22 protein-coding genes are annotated in these 23,015 nt (G+C 71.6%); 19 read left to right on the forward strand and 3 right to left on the reverse strand.

Annotated features, from left to right (window positions below; all coding sequences use genetic code 11):
* Positions 1-293: 293 nt before the first annotated feature.
* Entirely contained in the window at positions 294-1,082 is a 789-nt protein-coding gene (locus tag ABD652_RS07185) for an IclR family transcriptional regulator (RefSeq protein ID WP_344719719.1), read from the reverse strand.
* Between the two features lie 167 nt (positions 1,083-1,249).
* On the opposite strand from ABD652_RS07185, the gene ABD652_RS07190 reads away from it, so the two are divergent.
* From ABD652_RS07190 to ABD652_RS07215, 6 genes are all read left to right on the forward strand, one after another.
* Complete coding sequence (locus ABD652_RS07190; protein WP_344719721.1) at positions 1,250-2,044, forward strand: IclR family transcriptional regulator domain-containing protein; 795 nt, start codon at positions 1,250-1,252, stop codon at positions 2,042-2,044.
* Positions 2,045-2,192: 148 nt separating this feature from the next.
* The gene (locus ABD652_RS07195; RefSeq protein ID WP_344719723.1) at positions 2,193-3,059 is read left to right on the forward strand and encodes a methylenetetrahydrofolate reductase; all 867 of its coding nucleotides are present in this window, start codon (positions 2,193-2,195) and stop codon (positions 3,057-3,059) included.
* Between the two features lie 93 nt (positions 3,060-3,152).
* Positions 3,153-5,453: an NAD-dependent DNA ligase LigA gene (ligA, locus tag ABD652_RS07200; protein ID WP_344719725.1), complete on the forward strand. Its 2,301-nt coding sequence runs from the start codon at positions 3,153-3,155 to the stop codon at positions 5,451-5,453.
* A gap of 2 nt (positions 5,454-5,455) precedes the next feature.
* Positions 5,456-6,352 carry an inositol monophosphatase family protein gene (locus ABD652_RS07205; protein WP_344719727.1) on the forward strand — a complete coding sequence of 299 codons (897 nt, stop codon included), beginning with the start codon at positions 5,456-5,458 and terminating at the stop codon, positions 6,350-6,352.
* Positions 6,349-6,906: a GNAT family N-acetyltransferase gene (locus tag ABD652_RS07210; protein ID WP_344719729.1), complete on the forward strand. Its 558-nt coding sequence runs from the start codon at positions 6,349-6,351 to the stop codon at positions 6,904-6,906. The genes ABD652_RS07205 and ABD652_RS07210 overlap by 4 nt, the downstream gene beginning before the upstream one ends.
* Before the next feature lie 194 nt (positions 6,907-7,100).
* A complete protein-coding gene (locus tag ABD652_RS07215) occupies positions 7,101-8,702 on the forward strand; it encodes a PQQ-binding-like beta-propeller repeat protein (RefSeq protein ID WP_344719731.1) in 1,602 nt (533 codons plus the stop codon).
* A gap of 116 nt (positions 8,703-8,818) precedes the next feature.
* Here the strand turns inward: ABD652_RS07215 and ABD652_RS07220 are convergent, their stop codons facing one another.
* Positions 8,819-9,676: an EamA family transporter gene (locus tag ABD652_RS07220; RefSeq protein ID WP_344719733.1), complete on the reverse strand. Its 858-nt coding sequence runs from the start codon at positions 9,674-9,676 to the stop codon at positions 8,819-8,821.
* 185 nt (positions 9,677-9,861) lie between these two features.
* Here ABD652_RS07220 and ABD652_RS07225 point away from each other — a divergent pair, with 185 nt between their 5' ends.
* The 6 genes from ABD652_RS07225 to ABD652_RS07250 are packed head-to-tail and all read left to right on the forward strand — an operon-like array spanning position 9,862 to position 13,810.
* Positions 9,862-10,200, forward strand: coding sequence for a DUF6507 family protein (locus tag ABD652_RS07225; protein WP_344719735.1), 339 nt, complete (start codon positions 9,862-9,864; stop codon positions 10,198-10,200).
* 1 nt (position 10,201) lies between these two features.
* Positions 10,202-11,605: a hypothetical protein gene (locus ABD652_RS07230; protein WP_344719737.1), complete on the forward strand. Its 1,404-nt coding sequence runs from the start codon at positions 10,202-10,204 to the stop codon at positions 11,603-11,605.
* A gap of 51 nt (positions 11,606-11,656) precedes the next feature.
* The gene (locus ABD652_RS07235; protein ID WP_344719738.1) at positions 11,657-12,049 is read left to right on the forward strand and encodes a hypothetical protein; all 393 of its coding nucleotides are present in this window, start codon (positions 11,657-11,659) and stop codon (positions 12,047-12,049) included.
* A 33-nt stretch (positions 12,050-12,082) separates the two neighbouring features.
* Positions 12,083-12,487, forward strand: coding sequence for a hypothetical protein (locus ABD652_RS07240; RefSeq protein WP_344719740.1), 405 nt, complete (start codon positions 12,083-12,085; stop codon positions 12,485-12,487).
* 46 nt (positions 12,488-12,533) lie between these two features.
* Positions 12,534-13,034, forward strand: a complete 501-nt coding sequence (locus tag ABD652_RS07245) for a hypothetical protein (protein ID WP_344719742.1) — start codon at positions 12,534-12,536, stop codon at positions 13,032-13,034.
* Positions 13,034-13,810: a hypothetical protein gene (locus ABD652_RS07250; protein ID WP_344719744.1), complete on the forward strand. Its 777-nt coding sequence runs from the start codon at positions 13,034-13,036 to the stop codon at positions 13,808-13,810. The genes ABD652_RS07245 and ABD652_RS07250 overlap by 1 nt, the downstream gene beginning before the upstream one ends.
* A 74-nt stretch (positions 13,811-13,884) precedes the next feature.
* Here ABD652_RS07250 and ABD652_RS07255 read toward each other — a convergent pair whose 3' ends face one another.
* A complete protein-coding gene (locus tag ABD652_RS07255) occupies positions 13,885-15,351 on the reverse strand; it encodes a CitMHS family transporter (RefSeq protein ID WP_344719746.1) in 1,467 nt (488 codons plus the stop codon).
* 206 nt (positions 15,352-15,557) lie between these two features.
* Between ABD652_RS07255 and ABD652_RS07260 the strand changes: the two genes are divergently transcribed.
* From ABD652_RS07260 to ABD652_RS07290, 7 genes are all read left to right on the forward strand, one after another.
* Positions 15,558-17,300 carry a sensor histidine kinase gene (locus ABD652_RS07260; RefSeq protein ID WP_344719748.1) on the forward strand — a complete coding sequence of 581 codons (1,743 nt, stop codon included), beginning with the start codon at positions 15,558-15,560 and terminating at the stop codon, positions 17,298-17,300.
* The gene (locus ABD652_RS07265; protein ID WP_344719750.1) at positions 17,297-17,983 is read left to right on the forward strand and encodes a response regulator; all 687 of its coding nucleotides are present in this window, start codon (positions 17,297-17,299) and stop codon (positions 17,981-17,983) included. Before ABD652_RS07260 ends, ABD652_RS07265 begins: the two co-directional genes overlap by 4 nt.
* A 138-nt stretch (positions 17,984-18,121) precedes the next feature.
* Positions 18,122-18,418, forward strand: coding sequence for an Asp-tRNA(Asn)/Glu-tRNA(Gln) amidotransferase subunit GatC (gene gatC, locus ABD652_RS07270; protein WP_153142961.1), 297 nt, complete (start codon positions 18,122-18,124; stop codon positions 18,416-18,418).
* A gap of 8 nt (positions 18,419-18,426) precedes the next feature.
* The gene (gene gatA, locus ABD652_RS07275; RefSeq protein ID WP_344719754.1) at positions 18,427-19,983 is read left to right on the forward strand and encodes an Asp-tRNA(Asn)/Glu-tRNA(Gln) amidotransferase subunit GatA; all 1,557 of its coding nucleotides are present in this window, start codon (positions 18,427-18,429) and stop codon (positions 19,981-19,983) included.
* An 8-nt stretch (positions 19,984-19,991) separates the two neighbouring features.
* Positions 19,992-21,506 (forward strand): Asp-tRNA(Asn)/Glu-tRNA(Gln) amidotransferase subunit GatB, encoded by a 1,515-nt coding sequence (gatB, locus tag ABD652_RS07280; protein WP_344719756.1) that lies wholly within the window; start codon positions 19,992-19,994, stop codon positions 21,504-21,506.
* 7 nt (positions 21,507-21,513) lie between these two features.
* The gene (locus ABD652_RS07285; RefSeq protein WP_344719758.1) at positions 21,514-22,347 is read left to right on the forward strand and encodes a fructosamine kinase family protein; all 834 of its coding nucleotides are present in this window, start codon (positions 21,514-21,516) and stop codon (positions 22,345-22,347) included.
* An 81-nt stretch (positions 22,348-22,428) separates the two neighbouring features.
* Complete coding sequence (locus ABD652_RS07290) at positions 22,429-23,001, forward strand: arsenate reductase/protein-tyrosine-phosphatase family protein (RefSeq protein ID WP_344719760.1); 573 nt, start codon at positions 22,429-22,431, stop codon at positions 22,999-23,001.
* Positions 23,002-23,015: the final 14 nt, after the last annotated feature.

Below are 23,015 nucleotides of genomic sequence, written 5' to 3' on the forward strand. Positions count from 1 at the left end.
CTCGCCGTGCCTCCGGGAGCTGCTCCGACTCCGCGCCGTCGGGTCGTGCTGACGACTCCGGGCGAGCCCGCGGCGTCGGCGGCTGCCGGTGCTCCCCGCCTGCGGAGCTCCGGTGTGTCTGGTATCACACTAGGCCCGGGCGGCAGTCCTCGTGGTGTCGAGTCCCATTGGCTGGTAGCTCGTCCTGGGGCGGTGCGGGGGAGTTCGGCGGCGTCGGGCGGCGTCGCCGGGATCCGGCCGGGGCCGCCTCGGTCCCGCCGATGGCCGATGCCCCACGGTCCGAGGCGGTGTGACTAGGCCGCGACCGGCTCCGCGGCACCCTGTGGTCCGCGGTCTGCGGGCCGCTTCTGACGATTCAGGTCGGCGGAGAGGGCTCGGGCGGCCATCGTCAGCGCCGCCAGGTGGTGTCGCGGGTTCATCGCACCGGCGGGGGCGACCACAGTGAGGGCGGCCAGGGCGCGCCCCTGCTCGTCCAGCACCGGCGCTGAGATGTCCGTGGTGCGCCGGTCGACCACGGGGGAGAGCTGGGCGTATCCCCGGCGGCGCGCCTCGGCCAGCTCGGCGCGGAACGTCGGCCGCTCGGCGGCGATCCGTCCGCCCCGCCGACTGAGCAGCTCGTCGACCACCGTCGGCGCGGAGAAGGCGAGGATCGCATGGCCCATCGAGGTCAGGTGCACAGGCATGCGGCCGGCCACCTCGGCGGTGTTCTCCGCCGCTCCCGTGCGGGAGAGCTGCTCGACGACCATGACGGAGGGGCCGTCCAGCACGGTCAGCTGCGTCGTGTGCTGCACGACGCCGTTGAGGTCCTCCATATGCGGCAGCGCCGTCCGGCGCAGCGTGGTCGCCAGCGGGGTCCGCTGGGCCATCTCCCAGAGTCGCTGTCCGAGGGAGATCTGCCCCTCGGGGCCGCGCTCCAGCATGCCCCTGCGGGTGAGGTCGTCGATGAGTCGGTAGGCGGTGGACTTGGGCAGGCCTGTCTCGCGCGCCAGGCCGTTCGGCGACAGCTCGGGTTCGGCTTCCAGGGCGGTCAGCATGCGCATGACTCGGTCCAGGACCGAATCTCCTGAGGGTGAGTTCGCCATGAGGGGCCTCCTTGTCCCTGCGCTCGAGGAAGCTGCCTGCTCTTCCTCCGCGTCCTTATTGAGTGGGACGAACACTGGTGCGAGTGTGGCGTAGTTCATATAGTGGCGTCAAGTTCGACATGCGAACACCGAGGAGAAGGACGCGATGAGAGCTCAGGGGCGCGCTGATGGCCGGAGCTGACTACGTCCAGTCGCTGGCGCGGGGCGTCGACGTCATCCGGTCCTTCACCGGCGGGCCGGCGGGGGCGTCGAGCACCTCGTCCGCTGGGCTGTCCCTGGCGGAGATCACCGAGCGGACGGCACTGTCACGGGCGACGGCACGCCGCTTCCTGGTCACTTTGGCGGACCTGGGATATGTCGTGCGGCGGAGAGGCCGGTTCGAGCTCACTCCCAAGGTGCTGGAGCTGGGATACGCCTGCTTCGCCTCGGCCGATCTGTCGCAGCTGATCCAACCGGTCGTCGAGGACCTCTCCGCGCGCCTCGGCGAGTCGGTCTCTGCCGCCGTGCTGGACGGCGGGGACATCGTCTACATCGCCCGCGCCCCCGTCCGGGGCGTCGTGCGACTCGAGATCTCGGTGGGAACCCGACTGCCGGCCTACGCCACGTCCATGGGCCGGGCGCAGCTCGCCCAGCTGCCCGCGGAGCAGGTCCGGGAGAGACTGGAGCTGCCGCTGGCGGCGCTGACTCCGGACACGGTCACCGATGTGGACGAGCTGTTCGCCCAGCTGAGACTGGGGCGGCGGCGCGGCTGGAGCCTGGTGGAGCATGAGCTGGAGGCCGGACTCCGTTCCGTGGCCGTGCCGGTCGTCTCTCCGGGCGGCGAGGTGGTCGCGGCGTTGAACGTCGCGCTGGGGACGTCCGACGGCGCGGCAGGCAGCTGCGCCGAGCTGGAGGAGACCTTCGTGGGCCCGCTGCAGGAGGCGGCAGAGCGGGTGCAGGCCCTCCTGGGGATGCAATGGTGAGGGCCGCCGCGGAGGTCACATCCGACGACGTCGTCGGGGAGCGGGATCGATCGCTCCATAGAGTGGCGTCCGGCAGGGGCCGCGTCCGTCCCGGGACGAGCGCCGGGGCGCAGGAAGAAGTCCGCACCGTACTGAGGAGGCACCACATATGGCCAAGCCCGTAGCAGTCACCGCCCGGGAGAAGGAGGTGCTGGCCGGCCTGATCGAGAACATGGGCTATGAGGTCATGCCGTTCAAGTCGGCCAAGGACAAGGTCGTGGCCGAGGTGCCCACGGAGGTGCCGCTGACCATCACCGCCACAGGCGGCAAAGGGCTGGAACCGACCCTCGATGCGGCCTTCTTCCTGCGCGAGCAGGGCTACACCGTCGCCCCGCATATCCCGGCGCGACTGGTGGGCGGACCCGAGGAGCTGGACCGGCTGATCTCGCGGATCGAGGCCGCCGACGTCGACCGGATCTTCATCGTCGCCGGCGATGCCGAAGAGCCCGCCGGCGAGTTCCACGACGCCATGGATCTGCTGACGGCTCTCGAAGACCGGGGGCACAGTTTCGCGACCATCGGCGTCGGCGGCTATCCCGAGGGACACGCCAGCTTCCCGCAGGCCGACATCGACAGCGCCCTGCGGAGGAAGGCGCCGTATGCGGACAGGATCTTGACGCAGATCTGCTTCAGCGCCGACGCCGTCGTCGACTGGGCGGCGGGCATCAAGGCCGACGGCGTGGACCTGCCCGTCTACGCGGGGATGCCCGGGCCGGTCAGCCGGCAGAAGCTCGCCCGCGTCTCCGCCGGACTGGGGCTCGGGCAGTCGGCCAGCTTCCTGGCGAAGCAGCAGAACATGTTCTGGAAGTTCTTCTCGCCCTCCGGCTACAAGCCCACCAAGCTCATCCGCGGCCTGGTCCGGAAGCTGGCCGAGGGAGAGGCGGACACTGCGCTCACCGGCTTCCACGTCTTCACCTTCAACGATCTGGCCGCCACGGAGGCGTGGCGGCGGGACCTCATCGCCCAGGCCTCGTAGGCGCCCCGGGAGCGGACGCGTCGTCCGGTGCGCCGTCGTGCCCGCTCGGGCTCCGCTCACCGGGCTGACAGGACACGTCCTAGACTGGGGTGCGTGAGTCAGAGCCCCAGTCCGAGCCCCAGTCAGAGCTCCGAGGACCCCGCCGTGCCCGCCGGCGAGCTGCGCGAGGAGCATGCGCGTCTGGCCGAGGAGATCCGCGGCCACCGCACTCGCTACTATCAGGAGGCCGACCCGCTCATCTCCGACGCCGAGTTCGACGAACTCTTCCGCCGGCTCGAGCGGATCGAGGCCGAGCATCCGGAGCTGCGCACCGCCGATTCGCCCACCCAGCAGGTCGGCGAGGGCGTCTCGGAGGCCTTCGCCCCGGTGGAGCACCTGCGTCAGATGTACTCGCTGGAGGACGTCTTCTCCCGCGAGGAGCTACGCGCCTGGCATGAGCGCGCCGTCGCCTCGCTGGCCGAGCTGCGCCCCGACGCGACGCCGCGCTGGCTCACCGAGGTCAAGATCGACGGGCTGGCCATCAGCCTGCTCTACCGCGACGGGCGGCTGGTCCGGGCCGCGACCCGCGGCGACGGGCACACCGGCGAGGACGTCACCCACAATGTCCTCACCATCGACGACGTCCCGCGCCGGCTGGCCGGCTCCGACCATCCCGAGGAGCTGGAGGTCCGAGGCGAGATCTTCATGCCCACCGCCGAATTCCACGCCTTCAACGAGCAGCTCGCCGCCCAGGGGAAGGCCCCGCTGGCGAATCCGCGCAACGCCGCGGCCGGCTCGCTGCGCCAGAAGGATCCGGCGAAGACCGCCGAGCGGCCGCTGAGCATGTTCGTCCACGGCGTCGGCGCCCGCTCCGGCGTCGAACTCACCAGCCAGCACGACGCCTACGACCAGCTGGCCGCCTGGGGGCTGCCGGTGAGCCCCTACACCCGGATCCTGACCTGCCTCGAGGAGATCGAGGAGTATCTCGACGCGCATCTGGCGAAGCGTCATGAGCTGGTCCATGAGATCGACGGCGTGGTGGTCAAGGTCGACGACTTCGACCAGCAGCGGGCCCTGGGGCACACCTCCCGGGTGCCGCGCTGGGCGGCGGCATACAAGTATCCGCCGGAGGAGGTCACCACCCGGCTCGTCGACATCCGCGAGCAGGTGGGCCGCACCGGCCGCGTGACGCCCTACGCGGTGCTGGAGCCGGTGCAGGTCGCCGGCTCGGAGGTCTCCCGGGCGACGCTGCACAACCAGGACGTGGTCCGGGCGAAGAACGTGCTGATCGGCGACGACGTCTTCATCCGCAAGGCCGGCGACGTCATCCCCGAGGTGCTCGGCCCGGTGCTGCCGGCCCGCGAGGGCCGCGAGGAGGAGCTGCACGAGTACGTCTTCCCGGCCGCATGCCCGTCCTGCGGGACCACCCTGGCAGCAGCCAAGGAGGGCGACGTCGATCGCCGCTGCCCGAACGCCGAGTCCTGCCCGGCCCAGCTGGCCGAGCGGCTCATCCACGTCGGCTCCCGTGGAGCGCTGGACGTGGAAGGGTTGGGCGAGGAAGGCGGCCGCGCGCTCACCGACCCCGACTTCCGCCGACCGGGCCAGGCTGAGCTCATCAGCCGAGAGGCTGTCGCCGGTTCCGGTGTTGAGGTGCCTTTCGCGGAGGACAGCATGCCCGTGTCGCAGACTCCGGTGCTGCGCAACGAGGCGGACCTCTTTCACCTGTCCCCGGAGGACCTGAAGGGCGTCTACGTCTGGCGCGAGGAGCGCCACTACGACGCTGCCACACGCTCCTGGTCGAAGACCGGGCTGTGGACGGTGGAGCGGTACTTCGCCAAACAGGACGGCTCGCCGAATGATCGCTGTCGCACGCTGTTCACCGAGCTGGAGAAGGCCAAAGAGCAGCCGCTCTGGCGCGTGCTGGTCGCGCTGTCCATCCGCCACGTCGGGCCCACCGCCTCGCGCGCGCTGGCCTCGGCCTACGGGTCGATCGAGCGGATCCGCGCCGCCGACGAGGAGGAGCTCGCCGGCATCGACGGCGTCGGCCCGACCATCGCCGCGGCGGTGCGCGAGTGGTTCGCCGTCGACTGGCATCAGCGCCTCATCGACCGCTGGGCCGCGGCCGGAGTGCGGATGGTCGACGACGTCGACGAGTCGACCCCGCGGACGCTGGAGGGGATGACCGTGGTGGTCACCGGCAGCCTGGAGAGCTTCTCGCGCGACGAGTCCAAGGAGGCGATCATCGCCCGGGGCGGTCGCGCGGCCGGCTCGGTGTCCAAGAAGACGCATTATCTGGTGGCCGGCGAGAACGCCGGCTCCAAGGCCGAGAAGGCCGAATCCCTCGGCGTGCCGGTGCTGGACGAGGACCAGTTCCGGACGCTGCTGGCCGAGGGACCCGACGGGTTGGAGGACTGAGCATGACCGAGGCACGTGAACTGCTGGCCGTGGCCGCCGAGGCCGCGGCCGCCGGAGCCGCCGTGCTCGCCGAGCGCGACGCCGTCGCGCCGTCGGGCCGGGTGCTGCGCGGCGACGAGTCGGGCCTGGAGACCAAGTCCTCCGAGGCCGACCTGGTCACCGACTTCGACCGCCGCTCCGAGCAGGCGGTGCGCGCGGTGATCGGCCGACGTCGGCCGCAGGACGCGATCACCGGCGAGGAGTACGGCACCAGTGCTCCGGAGCAGGCCTCCGGGATCCGCTGGTCCATCGACCCGCTGGACGGCACGACGAACTTCGTCCGCGGCATCGTCTACTACGGCACCTCGGTCGCGGTGCAGGGCCCCGACGGCGACTGGCTGGCCGGAGTGGTGCATGCGCCGGCGCTGGACAGGCTGTGGTGGGCCTCCCGCGGCGCCGGCGCGTTCACCGGCCGAGTGTCGACCGCGCGGCCCGGCGCCGGCGACGGCGCGGGCGGGGTCGACGACGCCGGCCAGCCCGGCGTGGACCGGCTGAGCGGACCGCAGGGCACGCGCGCGGCGGGGCTGCTCTCCACCGGCTTCGGCTACGACGCCGCCCGCCGGGAGCAGCAGGTCTCGGCCGTCGTCGAGCTGTTGGGCGGCTTCGGGAACCTGCGCCGGCTGGGCGCGGCGGCGCTGGACATCTGCATGGTCGCCGACGGCACGGTCGAGGCCTACGCCGAGTACGGCATCCAGGAGCATGACTGGGCCGCCGGCGCGCTGATCGCCGAGGAGGCCGGGGTGCCGATGCGCCGTCCGCTGGCCGCCGACGGGGCCGCTCACCCGGACTGGTGCATCGCCGGAGACCTGGGCGTGCCGCATGAGCAGCTGCGGCCGACGCCGCGGGAGACGGCGGCATGACCGGCGAGGCCGACGTCGCCGTCGACGCGCGCGAGGCCGCGACGGCGGGCCGGGGCACGGCCGCGCCGCGGGTGCGGGACGCCGCGCCGGCCGACCATCCCGCGATCGCGGAGCTGACGATGGCCGCCTACGCGGCCGGGGGACACATGCGCCGCGAGGATCCGTACATGCGACAGCTGGCCGACGTCGCCCACCGCGCGGAGCACGGTGAGGTGGTCGTCGTCGAGCTCGACGGCGACGTCGTCGCCTCGGCGGTGATCACCTGGCCCGGAGAAGTGCTCTCCGAGCTGGCGCGCGAGGGCGAGATGGAGTTCCGCATGCTTGCCGTGGATCCGCGGCATCAGGGGCGCGGCGTCGCCCGCACGCTGGTGCGGCATCTGATGGCCCGCGCCGAGCAGGCCCCGGGGACCGAGGCGGTGGTGCTGTGCAGCCTGCGCTCGATGACCGCCGCGCATGCGCTCTATCGGTCCGAAGGCTTCGTCGCGGACCCGTCGCGCGACCTGGTGGTCGAGGGCGTCGGCCGCTTCCCGTTCTTCCGCCGCCGCCTGGGGTGACTCCGCCTCACGTGCGGTGATCCCGCCTCACCTGCGATGACTCCGTGGAACGCGTGGGAATACGCGCTCGTTCCCACATCTTCCGCCGAGCTGCCGTCGGGAAGTTTTCCACAGGCTGAGGGCCGTCGTCAGCGAGACAGCTGACACGTTGGTAGCCTCTCCTCCGGCCGAGAACCAGGATGAGGGGAGACGACGTGGAGGAGCGTGTCGAGGCCGCCGGACGCAGGCGCCGGTGGGTGCGGCGAGCGATGACGACGACGGCGGCCGGGGCGGCGGCCCTGCTGGCGCTGAGCGGCTGCGGCCCCAGCGAGGAGGAGCTGGCCGCCCAAGCCGAGGAGGACCAGCTGGCCGCGCCGCTGGAGGTGGCCTGGGAGTCCGACGACGAGCTGATCAGCTACGTCGAAGAGACCGAGGACGTCGCGCTCGCCTACGTCGCAGGCGACGGCATGATGGAGCTGCTGGCTCGGGACATCGAGAGCGGGGAGGAACTGTGGCGCAAGCCGGCGCTCTTCGGCAACGAGAATGAGAGAGCCGGAGCAGGTCTGCCTCTGGTGGAGCATGACGGGACTCAGTACACGAGTTACTACGCGCCGTCGGAGGACGGGCCGGGGCACCACGAGGTCGTCGATGTCGAGACCGGAGAACGGCTGAGGTCGAGGCTGACCCAGGAGACCTTCGCGGACCGGCCGTACACCTGCGGGGAGACGTTCTGCGCCGAGGGAGAATGGTGGTATCAGGACGGGGACTCCGGGTACTTCGCCGAGTCTCAGGAGATCGCCTTCGACTGGGGATCGGAACGGTGGACGGCTCGTGAGCAGGTCGACGGGACGGAGGACGAGGATGCTCCGCCGGTGACCGAGGACGCTGATCGTCTCGGCCCGCATCTTTCGATCTCGAAGCCGGACGAGTCGGAGGAGAGCCTGATCGGCTATGGCGCCGACGGGGAGATCCGATGGGAGCGCCCATACACCGAGGTGCTCGGGCACGAGAACACTGAGGACCGTTCGGTCCGGTACACCGACGGCGGCGAGGATGACCCCCTGATCCTCTCGGCATGGCCGTATGGAGGAGACGGGGAGAAGAAGGAGCTCGGCTCGCTGACCAGCACGCTGCGGCTCGACGTCTCGACCGGCGAGACGCTCTGGAAGGCCGAGAACGCCCACCTGAGCTGCGACTACGCGGCTCTCTCCAGCGATGAACTGATCGATGGCGACCCGACGGTGGCCGTCGCCTGCGGCTACGACGCCGGCACCCGGACCTTCAGCCAGGACGACGACGGGGAGACGACCTGGGAGGACCAGGACGTGGACCAGTATGTCGTCGGACTGGACATCGACACCGGCGAGCAGGTGTGGCGCGTCGACATCGATGGCGACGCCGAAGTCGAGGAGTCCGACACGGGCATCGTGAACGATGCGCGCTACGAGGAGATGCCGTCACGTGATGGTGAGACCGTCACGATCGACCTCGTGACGGGAGAGTCGGTCACATCCCGGGAGGCCTACGAGCCCACGGCGTTCTGCTGGAAGGACCGGGACTCGTCGGAGGTGCGTCGATACACCGAGCGCGCGGAAGGCACGTGGAGCACGGGTGACGATCTGGCCGACGTCGAGCGCTACGGATCGAGGTTCCCCTGCGACCGGGACGAGCGGACCGCCGTCGACGAGATGCCGACGGTCGCCGAGCTGCGCCGCATCGGCTACGAGGAGGAGAGCGGCGTCGTCGTGGTCCGCGGACGCGACGGGATGGTCGGTTATGAGATTCCGGCGCTCGAGGAGTTCCGCGAAGACGCCTGACATCCTCGCCCACCAGGTGATGGCTCCGTGGCTCGTGTGGGAATGTCGCGTCATTCCCACACCTCCCGCGGAGTCATCGCCAGGGGCACGGGGCACTGTCGCCAGGGGCGCGCGACTCAGGCCGGCGTCGCCGGACGCGTGCGCACCGCGCCGGCGCAGGCGACGATCACCAGCAGCATGGCGACCAGATCCAGCAGCTCGAGGCGCTGGCCGAGGACGACGAAGGCCGTCAGCGCCGCCATCACCGGCGACAGGCAGGTGAGGATGGAGAAGGTCGAGGCGTGCAGGCGCTGCAGCACGCGCGTCTCGATGCCGTAGGGGATCGCCGAGGAGAGCAGCGCGATGCCCACGCCGACGGCGAGCACCCAGGGATCCAGCAGGGCGGCGCCGGCCGAGGCGGTCCCGAGCGGGACGACCACCAGGGATCCGACGCACATCGCCAGGGCGAGGCCCTGGGCGCCGGGCAACACGCGGCCGGCGCGACGATTCATCATGATGAACCCCGCCCAGCAGGCGGCCGCGCCGAGGGCGAAGGCGACGCCCACCGGATCCAGGCCGTCGACGGCGTCGAAGCCGTCGCGGCCGAGCGTGCCGACGCCGGCCAGGGCGAGGAACGCCCAGAGCAGGCCGAGCAGGCGGCGTCCGGTCAGCACCGACAGCGTCAGCGGGCCCAGCGCCTCGATGGTCACCGCGATGCCCTGCGGGATCCGGTCGAAGGCCTCGTAGATCATCAGGTTCATGCCGGTCATCGTCGCGCCCAGGGCCAGCACGGTGAGCCAGCCCGATCCGGTGATCGCGCGCAGCGCCGGCCGCAGGATGGCCACCATGATCAGCGCGGAGAACAGCAGGCGCATCATCACCATGCCCTGCGGGCCGACGCTGCCGAAGAGCGTGGCCGCCAGCGAGGCTCCCAGCTGCTGGCCCAGGATGCTCACCAGCACCAGCAGGATGGGGACGGTGGTCGAGTGTCTCACCCGGACAGGATAGACGGTCATGACCGAGGCCCGTCGATCCGCGGCATGAGCGCGATCCCGGGGAGCCTGTGGAGAACGCCTGCGGCGACGGCGGGAATCTGCCTATCCTCGTCGGGACGTCGCGGCGCCCGGAGGCCGCGGCAGGACACGGACCCGAGCACGGAGAAGGGGGAGCGAGCACGCCGATGCGATTCGAGATCCTGCCTGTCGAGGCGTCGTCGACGGTCTCCTCGGTCGAGGCCACGGCGGAGGAAGCACGTGGCCGGACGGGCGGCGTCACGGCGGCCGCGACGACGCTGGCCCAGGACCTGGCGAACAGCTCCGTGGTGGTCGAGGCCGTGCAGGGACTGGAGGCCGAGGTCCTGCAGCCCACCGGGTCCGGCGCCGTCGCGCAGACGGAGGCGGCGACGGGCGGCACCTCGACAGCACTGGGGCACTACTCCTCCGGTGACGACCAGATGGCGGCGACCGCCCGGAAGAGCGCCGGAGACGTCCATCGACCCGATATGCCGGGAACGGGCTGAGATGGCCACGACCTATGCCGAGCTGTTCACCGTGGTGGACCTCGACGACCCGGACACCGTCGAGGCCTCCGCGACGGCGCTGAAGACTGCCACGGCCGACGTCGACGAGTCCATCGGTCGGGCCTCCCGCACCTGGGGCGGACTCGAGCAGTCGTACCGGGCTCCGGAGACCGGAGAGCTGCTGACCGCGCTGCAGCCGGCGACGAGCCGGGCGGCGGAGCTGGCCCGAGCCGGGGCGGAGGCCGAAACCGCCGTGCACACCTACGCGTCGGCGCTCCGGGAGATGCAGGCGACACGGCGAGGGCTGGTCGAGGACATCGAAGCCTTCCAGGTCGAGGGAGCCGAGGACGCCGCCGAGGACGACTGGGCGGCGCGGGAGGAGCGCATCGCCGAGCTGCAGCGACAGTGCCGAGAACTGGCCGAATCGAAGGACGAGGCGCAGAACGCCTGCGCGGCGGCGCTCGGGGGTATCACCACCAGCGCCTCGCTGCCCCGAGGGAGTCGTACTGAGGTGTCGACGGCCGACGCCGCCGGCCAGGTCGAGACTCCGCCGCAGTCGCCGGAGGATCGGCTGGTGACGTCCCTCGGCGTCACTCCGGGCGAGAACTTCGACGGCAGCTGGGCGGATGCGCTCTCCTTCGCCGCGTCGAAGGGGCTCACGACGACGGGCGCGGTCGCCGACTCGCTGAAGCACTCCTGGTCCGAGGTGCGGCCGCGCCAGGGCTGGGCGCCCGAGTGGGCGAAGAACATCGCCGCTCGCGGCGAACGGAGCACCGAGCTGGTGAAGAAGGTGACCGGCTGGGACGCCAATCAGGTGACGAACAGCGGGCAATGGCTGGCGAAGAACTCCGCGCAGAACCCCTACCGGCGGCCGGAGGGCTTCCGCGACGGGGTCAAGGCTGTGCGGAGCCGCTTCTTCGCGAACTTCAACACGAACAACCTGAGGCCCAAGGCGGGGAAGTCCGGGGCGTTCAGCACGGCGAGCAAGGTGAGCAAGGTGGCGGGAAGCGCGGGATCCGTGCTGACACTGGCGACCGGGTTCGTCGGACAATGGAATGAGGACAGCGCCAGCCACCCCGATATGGAGGGGGCGGAGCAATTCACTCGGGCCGCCACTGTCGGCGGCAGCGCGGCCATCGGCGGTTGGGCAGGTGCGAAAGCCGGTGCCGCTGCGGGCGCCGCCATCGGCTCTCTGCTCCCGGGTCCTGGGACCGCGATCGGCGCAGTGGCTGGTGGCGTCATCGGAGGCATCGCCGGCAGCGCTCTCGGCAAGGAGCTCGGAGAAGGCCTCAAGAATGCCACCGGAGACGTTGTCAGCGGGTTGCAGGACACCGGCGAAGAGGTGGCCGGTGCCGTGGCGGGCAAGGCGGAGGAGACATGGGACTCTGTGACATCGTGGTTCTGATGCCATGTCTGATGGTCCGACGTTCCAGTTTGGACGGCTGAGGGAGTGGAAATGGAGATCGTCTGGTGGCTGCTGGCGACGTTGGCCAGTTCAGTCCTGGCTATTTGGTTCGTGGTCTACCCACGGATCATCAACGATGCAACGTGGTATGGGTTCTTCTCCGAGCGGATGTATCTGTATGCTTTCCCGCCGTTCTTCGCCGCGGCTGCCTTCTACAGCATGCGGGAGGCATCGCGGGCGTTCGGCCTTCTGTGGGCCGACTGGTTTGCTCAGGCGACGATCGGCGTGACGGGCCTCCTGATGATTCTGGGTCTTTTGGCTGCGCTGGGCATGCCCGTCCCACCTATTCTCACCCCGAAGTGGGTGCGGGAGCGGCGTAAACAGGACCGGGAGGAGCGCCGTCGGCGTCGTGAGGCGAAGAAGGCTGGAGCGAGCGATGGTTGATCGCACGCACGACGTGAAAGCGGGCAGCCGAGGGTGAGCTTCGCGCTGTGGTTCGTCGCCATGCTGGTGTGTCCGGTGGTCACGGTGTGGTTCGTCGTCTACCCGCGCTTGATCAGGGATGCACTGTGGTACGGCTGGATTTCCGAACGCTTGTACTTGTATGCCTTTCCGCCCTTCTTCGGCCTGGCCTCGGTCGTCAGTGCGTCGAAAGTCTTCGAAGCTTGGGGGATCCCATGGCCGGAGTGGCTGGAGATGTGGACCATTGGACCAATGGGTTTTCTCATGATCTACGGCGGGTTCGCTGTTCTGGGTCTCCCGGTGCCGCCCTTCCTGACCCCCAAGTGGGTGCGTGAACGTCGCTCGCAGGACCGGGAGGAGCGTCGTCGGCATCGCAGGGAGAAGAAGGCCGCCGCGCGGCGGAACGAACAGACCAGCTGAAGAGCGCCGGGCATCATCAGCCGGCACCCTGGACGAACGGAGCAGCATGGACGTGACACAGCGGCTCGAGCACCCGCGCTTCGCCGCGGCCCTGGAGATCCCGCAGCGCTGGGAGGTCGATCTCAGCGGCCTCGACGACGGACTGGTCATCGTCGGCGACGACCGGCCGTGGAGCATGGGCTTCGTGCCGACGGTGGTCTTCACCCAGGCGCCGCTGGGCGAAGAGCACAGCACCGATCCGGCCGCCGTGCTGGAATCCCAGCGGCTCGTCGAGACCACGATCGCCGAGCAGCTGCGCGATCACCGTCCGCTGCATCTCGACGTCGACACCTTCGGCTTCCACGGTGAGCAGCAGGTCCACGGCGTCATGCGCGTCGCGTCGTACACCGCTGCCGAGGCCGTGCCGGTGATGATGCACCAATGGGTGGCCCGCTGCGTCGGCGTCGAGCTCTCCATGACCGTCACCTATCCGACCGTCGATCTGCCGACCTGGTCCGAGGGCGGCTGGTCGCTGGCCAACACGCTCGAATGGACGGGGGTCTCCTGATGGAGCAGCACAGCGCGATGGAACAGCGCAGCACGGCACGACTGAGCGTCGAGCAGGTGGACCAGGTCGCCGCCGCCCTGGGCTGGCTGGAGCCGGTCACCGTCCCCGAGCTCCGTGACCTCGACGGACAGCTCCTCGTGAGCGACGGCCGCCCCGCTCCCGAGTACGACCGCCTGATGCGCTCCTTCTCCGAGCAGCGTGCGGTGATCCTGGTCCAGCGCGTCGACGCGCAGGGGCATGAGCAGAACACCACCATCAGGCTCAGCCCGCACGGCATGCTCTGGCATGAGCCGCAGGACGACGGCGCCGTGCTGCTGCGCGGCGCGGCCGGCGGGACGCTCTACCCGGTGCTCATCGACGGGCTGGGGCTCGGTCCGCGACCGGCCCCTGCTCGCGGCGTCGTGCCCGCCGAGGTCTCGAAGAATCTGATGGTGCGGGCCGTGGACTTCTCCCAGGGTCCCGACGGCCCGGCCGCCGCCCGGCGCGAGGCCGCGGCGGCCGTGCGCGGACAGGCCGCGCAGATCGCCGACAGCCTGGTGGCCGGCCGGGCCGACGTCGTCGTGCTGGCCGCCGAGTGGGACGACGGCGTCGGCGGGGCGCAGGCCCGTCTGATGGGCTTCGACACTCCGGACGGCATGCTCCTCCACTCCGTCGAACGCCGCTTCCTCGGCGAGAAGCACCTGCTCGAGTCCGCCCCGGCCTGGGTCTTCTGGCATATGGCCGTCGGCTCCCTGCCCGGGGCCGAGGACATCGCGCGATGGAGCGGGCCTGCCTGACGCCCGGTGTCGGACGCCGGACAGGCCCGCGGTCAGGACCAGCTGGTCAGGGCCGGCTGGTCAGGGCCGGCTGATCAGGACCAGCTGATCAGGCCGAGGATCAGGCTGACGCCCAGCACCAGGAGGCTGAAGATCCACATGGGGAAGAACGAGTACCGGAAGTGCTTGCCCATGTCGAGGTTGGCCAGCCCCAGCCCCAGCCACATCGAGGCGTTGAACGGGCTGAGGTAGGTGCCGATCACGTTGCCGACGATCACCGTCTGGGTGATGGCCAGCGTGCTCACTCCGGCCTCGGAGCCGATGCCCTCGACCAGCGGCAGCAGCGCGAAGTAGTGCGCGTCGGTGGAGAACAGCAGCTCCAGCGGCAGGCCGACGGCGCCGACGATCAGGTGCAGCTGCGGCAGCAGCGCCTCGGGCAGCACGCCGATCGCGGCGGAGGCCAGCGCCTCGAGCATGCCGGACTCGGACATGATGCCGAGGAAGCAGCCGGCGGCGAAGATGATCGAGCCGGTGCCCAGGGCGCTGCCGCCGTGGGCGCGGATGCGGGCCATCTGGTCGGAGACCCGCGGGTAGTTCAGCACCAGCGCGCCGGAGAGCGCGACCATGAAGGCCAGCGACGGCGGCACCACCTGGGAGATCAGCGCGGCGATGACCAGCACCACCAGCGCGGCGTTCATCCACAGCGGGCGTCGGGCGGCGGTCTCGTCGATCGGGTTGCCGACATCCGAGGAGTCGGGGTGCGACGAGTCGTCGTCCGCGGGCCCGGTGGCCGACTCGTCGGCCACGCCCCGGGTGATCGCCGAGTTCGAGGAGGTGAAGCGATCGCGGCCGGCGGCGCCCTCGTCAGCCTCGGCGTGCGAGGATCCCGCCGCGCCGACGGTCGCGCCGACCAGCTCGGGGTCGTCGGCGGCCACCAGGGCCCGCGTCTCCAGCCGCTTCTTCTCCCGGATGCCCAGCAGCACGGCCATGGCGATCAGCAGCACCAGGGCGACGCCCTGCACGGGGATCAGCGAGATCCACAGGTCCACCGGGTCCATGCCGGTGACGCTGGCGGCACGCCCGGTCGGGCCGCCCCAGGGCAGCATGTTCAGGATGCCCATGCTGGTCGAGACCAGCAGGAAGAGCAGATAGGGGCTCATGCCCAGGTGCCGGTAGAGGGGCAGCAGCGCCGGCAGCGTGATCAGGTAGGTCGAGGCGCCGGCGCCGTCCAGGTGGCACACCGCCCCGAGCAGGACGGTGCCCACGCAGACGGCGATCACATTGCCGCCGGTGAGCTTCACCGTCGCCCGGATCAGCGGGTTGAACAGGCCGACGTCGTTCATCACCCCGAAGAACAGGATCGCGAAGATCAGCATCACCGCGACATCGGCGACGTCGGCGAGTCCGGTGTCGAAGAACTCGCTGATCTCTCCGGGGCCGAACCCGGCGACCAGCGCTCCGGTGATGGGGATGACGGTCAGGCCGACCACCGGGGCGATGCGCCCCAGGATCAGCAGTGTGGTCATGCAGACGATGACGGCCAGGCCGACGATGCTCAGCATGTCTCCTCCGATGCAAACGGTGCGGCGGGGATCCGGTCCCGGTGCGGGACTGGGGTGCGGATCCCCGGTGAGGTCTCCGACACATCCTGGGGGAGGCGTGAGGCGGGTCACGTCGTTGTGCACACAGCCGCGATAATGGTCATAGTGGTCACGTACATCGCGGGCGGATCGGCCGTCCGCCCCGGCCGCCGACGAGGGGAGGACCTATGGCCGCCTCCCGCCGTCGGCGCATCCCGCTGAGTCGCCGGCTCTTCCTGGTCAACGTGCTGCTGCTCGTCGGCATCGTGCTGGCTGTCGGCTCACTGTGGTTCGTCCACGAGCGCCGCGAGGTCCAGATCGAGTACGAACATCGCGCGATGACCATGGCCGAGACGGTCGCGGCCATGCCGCGGGTGCGCGAGGACCTCACCGCCGAAGACCCCTCCGAGACGCTGGCGCCGCTGGCCGAGACGCTGCGACAGGCCTCGGGATTCCGCTACATCGTCATCGTCGACCGCCACGGCATCCGCCAGTCCCACCCGGTCGAGGAGGCCATCGGCAAGCCCCCGCACACCGACCCGACGCCGGTGCTGGAGGGCGAGACCTGGACGGGCACCGAGCGCGGCCCCGCGGGGCTGACGCTGCGCGCCCGCGTGCCGGTCCGCGCAGACGACGGCGAGACGGTCACCGGCTACGTCTCCGCCGGGATCCTCGCCGGCGACGTGCGCGTCGCCTCGCGCGAGGACATCCCGTACATCCTCGGCGTCTCCGGGCTGGTCCTGCTGCTCGGCGGGGGAGGGGCGCATCTGCTGGCCCGCAGCATCCGGGCCCAGACCCGCGGATTGGAGCCGGAGCAGATCGCCGAGCTGCTCGACAGCCGTGAAGCCCTGCTGCACGCCATCGGCGACGGCGTGCTGGCCCTCGACCAGGACGGGCGCATCGTGCTGGCCAATCCGCCGGCGCGCCGGCTGCTCGGACTGCCCGCCGAGGATGCGGAGGTGCTGGGGCGCTCGCCGCACCAGCTGGGGCTCGACGAGGATCTCGCGACGGCGCTGGTCGACGGGCCGGGTGGACAGGCCGGGCACTCCGCGGAGCCGGGATCCGAGGACGCGGGCGAGCTGCTCGCCGCCGGTGACCGGATCCTGATCTGCCGACGCCGTCGGGTGCGCCCCGAGGAGCCCGGCGGCGGCACAGTGATCACGCTGCGCGACCAGACCGACCTGCGCCGGCTGGCCGAGCAGCTCGACGGCGCCCAGACCGTCACCCGCGGGCTGCGCGCCCAGCGCCACGAGTTCGCCAACCGGATCCACACCATCGCCGGGATGCTCGAGCTCGGCGCGGTGGACCGGGCCCGGGCCTTCGTCGCGGAGCTGTCGGCCGAGACCACGCGCGACGGCGCCGAGATCGCCGAGCGGCTGGCCGACCCCGCCGTCGCCGCACTGACGCTGGCGAAGGCCGCCCAGGCAGCCGAGCGGCAGGTCGAGTTCACTCTGGCCGAGCTGAGCAGCCTGCCCGACGATCTCGAGCCCGGGCTGCGCGACGATCTGCTGCTGATCATCGGCAACCTGGTGGACAACGCCCTGGACGCCGCCGGCGCCCGCGGACGCGTGGAGCTGCTCGTCCGGCAGCACGCGCTCGAGGGCCGGCGGGTCGTCGAGATCCGGGTGACCGACTCCGGGCCGGGGCTGGCCGCCGGGCAGGAGCAGGTCTTCGCCGCCGGGTTCAGCACCAAGTCCGGAGCCGGCGAGTCCGACCGCGGACTGGGCCTGGCGCTGGTCCGGCAGGCCTGCCGGCGACGCGGCGGCGACGTCGTCGTCGACGTCGAGGAGGAGACCACGTTCAGCGCGTACGTGCCGCGCGAGCGGCAGGAGACCCCGGAGCCGACGGAACCGTCGGAGCCGGCGGAACCGCCGGAGCCGTCGACGCCGGGCGGCGCGCCCGTCCCGGAGGACCAGGAGGAGGACCGATGATCCGCGTGCTGATCGTCGACGACGACGCCCGCGTCGCGCAGAACCACCGGGAGCTGGTGGACTCGACGGCCGGCTTCGAGGTCGTCGACGTCGAACACACCGCCGCCTCGGCCGTGGCGGCCGTCCAGCGCCACGCCCCGGACCTGGTGCTGCTCGACCTCTTCCTGCCCGACCGCCCCGGCCTGGACGTGCTGCGCGAGATGCGCGGCCCCGGCCAGGCCACCGGCGCCGGACTGGTCGACGTCGTCGTCATCACCGCGCTGCGCGAGCTCGCCCATGTGCGCACCGCCCTGCAGTCCGGGGCGCTGCACTACCTGCTCAAGCCCTTCCCGCTGGCCACGCTGCGCGAGGTGCTGGAGCGCTACGCGGCGATGCGGCGGACCGCCGATCGGCTGAGCACCGTCACCCAGGGCGACGTCGACCAGCTGATCTCGCTGCTGCGGCCGACGTCCTCGGCCGCGCTGCCCAAGGGCCTGACGGCGACGACGGCTACGCTGGTCGCCGAGACGCTGCGCGGCGCCGCCGGCGACCTCTCCGCCGCCGAGGTCTCCGAGGCGACGGGGATCGCCCGCGTGACGGCCCGCCGCTATCTGGAGCACCTGTGCACCGAGAAGCGGGCCGAGCTGCGGCTGCAGTACGGCTCGGCCGGCCGCCCGGAGCACCGATACCGCTGGGCGAACTGAGCGCGGCATCCCGCGCGGCGGGCGTCGACGGCCGCCGCGGTGCCGGGCGCCGGCGGCGAGCAGGCGTCGTCGCGACGTGCCCAGTAGACTGGCGTCGACCCATTCCGATCTTTCCCCTACATGTCTCGAGGGAGCTGCATGTCTGAGATCTCGCGCGCCGACGTCGAGCATCTTGCGAAACTCGCCCATATCAGCATGACCGACGAGGAGCTCACCACGATGGCCGGCGAGCTCGACGTCATCGTCGACTCGGTCAAGAAGGTCTCGGAGGCCGTCGACGCCGACGTGCCGGCGACCAGCCACCCGCTGCCGCTGACCAACGTCTTCCGCCGCGACGAGGTCGGCGAGATGCTGACCGCCGAGCAGGCGCTGAGCAACGCGCCGGACGCCGAGGACGGGCGCTTCAAGGTCCCCGCGATCCTGGACGAGGAGTGAGGCGAGCGATGACTGCAGAGATCACCCGACTGACCGCCGCGCAGATGGCGGCGAAGCTGGCCGCCGGCGAGATCACCTCCGTGGAGCTGGTGCGCGCCCACCTGGACCGCATCGATGCCGTCGACGGCGGCGAGGCCGGCCTGAACGCCTTCCTCCACGTCTCCCGCGACGAGGCGCTGGCCACCGCTGAGGAGGTCGACGCCGTTCGCGCGGCCGGCGGCGCCGAGGCCGAGGCGCTGCACCCGCTGGCCGGGGTGCCGATCGCGGTCAAGGACCTGATCGTCACCGTCGGCCAGCCGACCACCGCCGGCTCGAGGATGCTCGAGGACTGGATGAGCCCCTACGACGCCACCGTCGTCGAGCGGATCCGCGCGGCGAAGCTGCCGATCCTGGGCAAGACCAACCTCGACGAGTTCGCCATGGGCTCCTCCACCGAGCACTCCGCCTACGGAGTGACCCGCAACCCCTGGGACACCGACCGCATCCCCGGCGGCTCGGGCGGCGGCTCGGCCGCCGCCGTCGCGGCCTTCGAGGCCCCGCTGGCGCTGGGCACCGACACCGGCGGCTCCATCCGCCAGCCCGGCGCGGTCACCGGCACCGTGGGCACCAAGCCCACCTACGGCTCGGTCTCGCGCTACGGGGCCATCGCGATGGCCTCCTCGCTGGACCAGATCGGCCCGGTGGCCCGCACCACCGAGGACGCGGCCCTGCTGCACGAGCTGATCGCCGGCCACGACCCGAAGGACTCCACCTCGCTGCCCGACGAGGTCCCGGCCTTCGGGGCGGCGGCGCGGACCACCGACGTCTCCGGCCTGCGGATCGGCGTCATCAAGCAGCTGCAGGGCGAGGGCTACCAGGAGGGCGTGCTCGCGCGCTTCCAGGAGTCGCTGGAGGCGCTGCGCGCCGCGGGTGCGGAGATCGTCGAGGTCGACTGCCCGAGCTTCGAGCACGCGCTGAGCGCCTACTACCTGATCATGCCCTCGGAGGCGTCCTCGAACCTGGCCCGTTTCGACGGCGTGCGCTACGGCGCGCGCGTCGAGCCCGAGGACGGGCCGCTGACCATCGAGCGCGTGATGGGCGCGACCCGGGCGGCCGGCTTCGGCGACGAGGTCAAGCGGCGCATCATCCTGGGCACCTACGCGCTCTCGGCCGGCTACTACGACGCCTACTACGGCTCGGCGCAGAAGGTGCGCACGCTGATCCAGCGCGACTTCGCCGCCGCCTTCGAGCAGGCCGACGTGCTGATCTCGCCGACGGCGCCGACTGTGGCCTTCCCGCTGGGCGAGAAGCTGGACGACCCGCTGGCGATGTACCTCAACGACGTCGCCACCATCCCGGCGAACCTCGCCGGCATCCCCGGCATCTCGGTGCCGGGCGGGCTGGCCTCCGACGGGGACGGCGCCGCGCTGCCGGTGGGCATCCAGTTCCTGGCCCCGGCCCGCGAGGACGCCCGGGTCTACCGCGCCGCCGGCGCCCTGGAGGCTCTGCTGTCCGCCGACGCCGAGCCCCTCTGGGCCCGTGCCCCCGAGCTGCCGACCGCCGCGGCCCAGACCGCGGGAGAGTGAGGACTTCCATGACTGAGACGCTCCCCGACGCCGCTCCGCTGTCCTTCGAGGACGCGCTGGAGCAGTTCGACCCGGTCCTCGGCTTCGAGGTCCACGTCGAGCTGAACACCGCCACCAAGATGTTCTCCGCGGCGCCGAACGCCTTCGGCGACGAGCCGAACACCAACGTCAGCCCGGTCTGCCTGGGCCTGCCGGGCGCGCTGCCGGTGGTCAACGAGCAGGCCGTGGAGTCGGCGATCCGGCTCGGCCTGGCGCTGAACTGCGACATCGCCGAGTCCTGCCGCTTCGCGCGCAAGCAGTACTTCTACCCGGACACTCCGAAGAACTGGCAGACCTCGCAGTACGACGAGCCCATCGCCCACGACGGCTGGCTGGACGTCGAACTCGACGACGGCGAGATCTTCCGCGTGGAGATCGAGCGCGCCCACATGGAGGAGGACGCCGGCAAGCTGACCCACCAGGGCGGCTCCGGCCGGATCCAGGGCGCGGACTCCTCGCTGGTGGACTACAACCGCGCCGGCGTGCCGCTGATCGAGATCGTCACCAAGCCGATCGTCGGCGCCGGCTCCCGCGCCCCGGAGATCGCGCGGGCCTACGTCAGCGCCATCCGCGACGTGGTCAAGGCTCTGGACATCTCCGACGCGAGGATGGAGCGCGGCAACGTCCGCTGCGACGCCAACGTCTCGCTGATGCCCAAGGACGGCGACGCCTTCGGCACCCGGTCGGAGACCAAGAACGTCAACTCCATGCGTGCCGTCGAGCACGCCGTCACCTTCGAGATCCGCCGCCACGCCGGGGTGCTCGCCGCCGGCGGGTCGATCGTGCAGGAGACCCGGCACTGGAAGGAGGAGACCCGGACCACCAGCTCGGGCCGTCCCAAGTCCGACGCCGACGACTACCGGTACTTCCCGGAGCCGGACCTGGTGCCGATCGTCTCCTCGCCCGCGTGGATCGAGCAGCTGCGCACCACGCTGCCCGAGCCGCCGGCCGAGCGCCGCCGTCGGCTGCGCGAGTCGTGGGGCTACTCCGACGCGGAGTTCCGCGACGTCGTCGCCGCCGGGCTGCTCGACGAGATCGAGGAGACGGTGGGCTCCGGAGCCTCGCCGGCCACCGCCCGCAAGTGGTGGATGGGCGAGATCTCCCGGCTGGCCAACGCCCGCGACGTCGAGCCGACGGCGCTGGGCGTGCAGCCGGCGACGATCATCGAGCTCGCCGGCCTCATCGACGAGGGGAGGATCAACGACAAGATCGCCCGGCAGGTGCTGGAGTTCCACCTCGACGGCGAGGGCTCGCCGGCCGAGATCGTCTCCGCCCGCGGCCTGGAGGTCGTCTCCGACGACGGGGCGCTGACCGCCGCGGTGGAGAAGGCCATGGACGAGAACCCCGACGTGGTGGAGAAGGTCGCCGCCGGCAAGCTCAAGGCCATCGGCGCGCTCATCGGTCCGGTCATGAAGGAGACCCAGGGCCAGGCCGACGCGGGCAAGGTCCGCGAGATCGTCATGGAGAAGCTGGGAGTCTCCTGAGCCGCCCATGACGCATCGCAAGTCCGTCCCCGCCGACCGCCCCGAGGCCGCGCTGGTCGAGGCCGCCGGACTGCGCTGGCTCGCCGAGCCGGCGTCGTCCGGCGGCGCGGCCGTCGTCGGCGTCGAGGCCGCCGCCGACGGGCTCCTGGAGCTGGAGGAGATCGTCGAGGCCCGCCCGGATCCGCAGGCGGCCGAGGCCTTCGGAGCCGCGCTGGCGATCACGCACCGCTCGCTCGCCGCGCAGGGTCAGCCCCCGCCCTTCGGTGCGCTGCCGGAGGAGCACCCTGCCGGCGTCGCCCCGTTCTTCGGTCCGGCCGAGGACCTGCGCGACGTCGGCGCCGGCACCCATGACTCCTGGGGCGCCTTCCACGCCGGCGAGCGGCTCGACCCGCTGCTCGCCGAGCTGGACGCCGGGCCCTGGGCCGCCGACGGCGACTCCCGCCGACTGCTGCAGCGTGTCCGCGACCGGATCGCCTCCGGCGCGCTGGACGACGACGAGCCGCCGGCGCGGATCCACGGCGATCTGTGGGCCGGCAACGTGCTCTGGCGCGCCGCCCCGGCCGAGCGCGGCCGGGGGAGCGGCGCCGTCGAGGCGGTGCTCATCGATCCGGCCGCCCACGCCGGTCATCGCGAGGCCGACCTGGGGATGCTGCGGCTGTTCGGGCTGCCGCATCTGGACCGGGTGATGCAGGGGTATCAGCGCACCGCCCCGCTGCGCGACGGCGTCGAGGACCGCGTGCCGCTGCACCAGCTCTTCCCGCTGCTCGCCCACTGGGTGCTCTTCGGGCCCGGCTACGCCGCGCCCACGCTGCGGGCGGCCGAGTCCGCCCTGCGGCTCTGACGGGGACGATCCGTCGCTCCGGACCCGCCGGAGCCGCCCGTGCCGTCTGTTCCGACCATTCTGCTCATCAGAGAGGACCGCATGACCTTCACCGTGCTGACCGTGTGCACCGGCAACATCTGCCGCTCGCCGGCGATGGAGCGGCTGCTCGCCCGCGCCGTCGCCGACGCGCCGGAGGTCCGAGTGCATTCGGGCGGGACCTTCGCCCACGACGGCGAGGACATGCAGCCGCCGATGAAGCGGCGGGTGGCCGCCGCCGGGGCCGCCGTGGACGACTTCGTCGCCGAGCAGGTCACCGCGGCGATGATCGAGGAGGCGGATCTGATCCTCACCGCCACCCGGGTCCACGTCGCCGACCTGCTCGACGAGGTGCCCCAGGCCGCGGAGCGGACCTTCACCATCCGCGAGCTCGGGCGGCTGCTCGAGCACGTCGACGCCGCCCAGCTGGACGACGCCGTGGGCGCGGACGCCTCGATCGCCGACCGCTTCGCCGCCGTCGTGCCGCTGCTCGACGCCGCGCGCTCATCGGCGGGGCAGGCCGGCCGCGACGACGACGTCGTCGACCCGTACCTGCTGCCCGAGTCGGTCTACGACGAGTCCTTCGCCCAGATCAGCGACCCCACGGAGGGGCTGGTCGAGCTCGTCCGCGGCTGAGCCGGGCGGCGGAG

Source organism: Nesterenkonia halobia, assembly GCF_039536005.1.
GTDB classification, from domain to species: Bacteria; Actinomycetota; Actinomycetes; order Actinomycetales; family Micrococcaceae; genus Nesterenkonia; species Nesterenkonia halobia.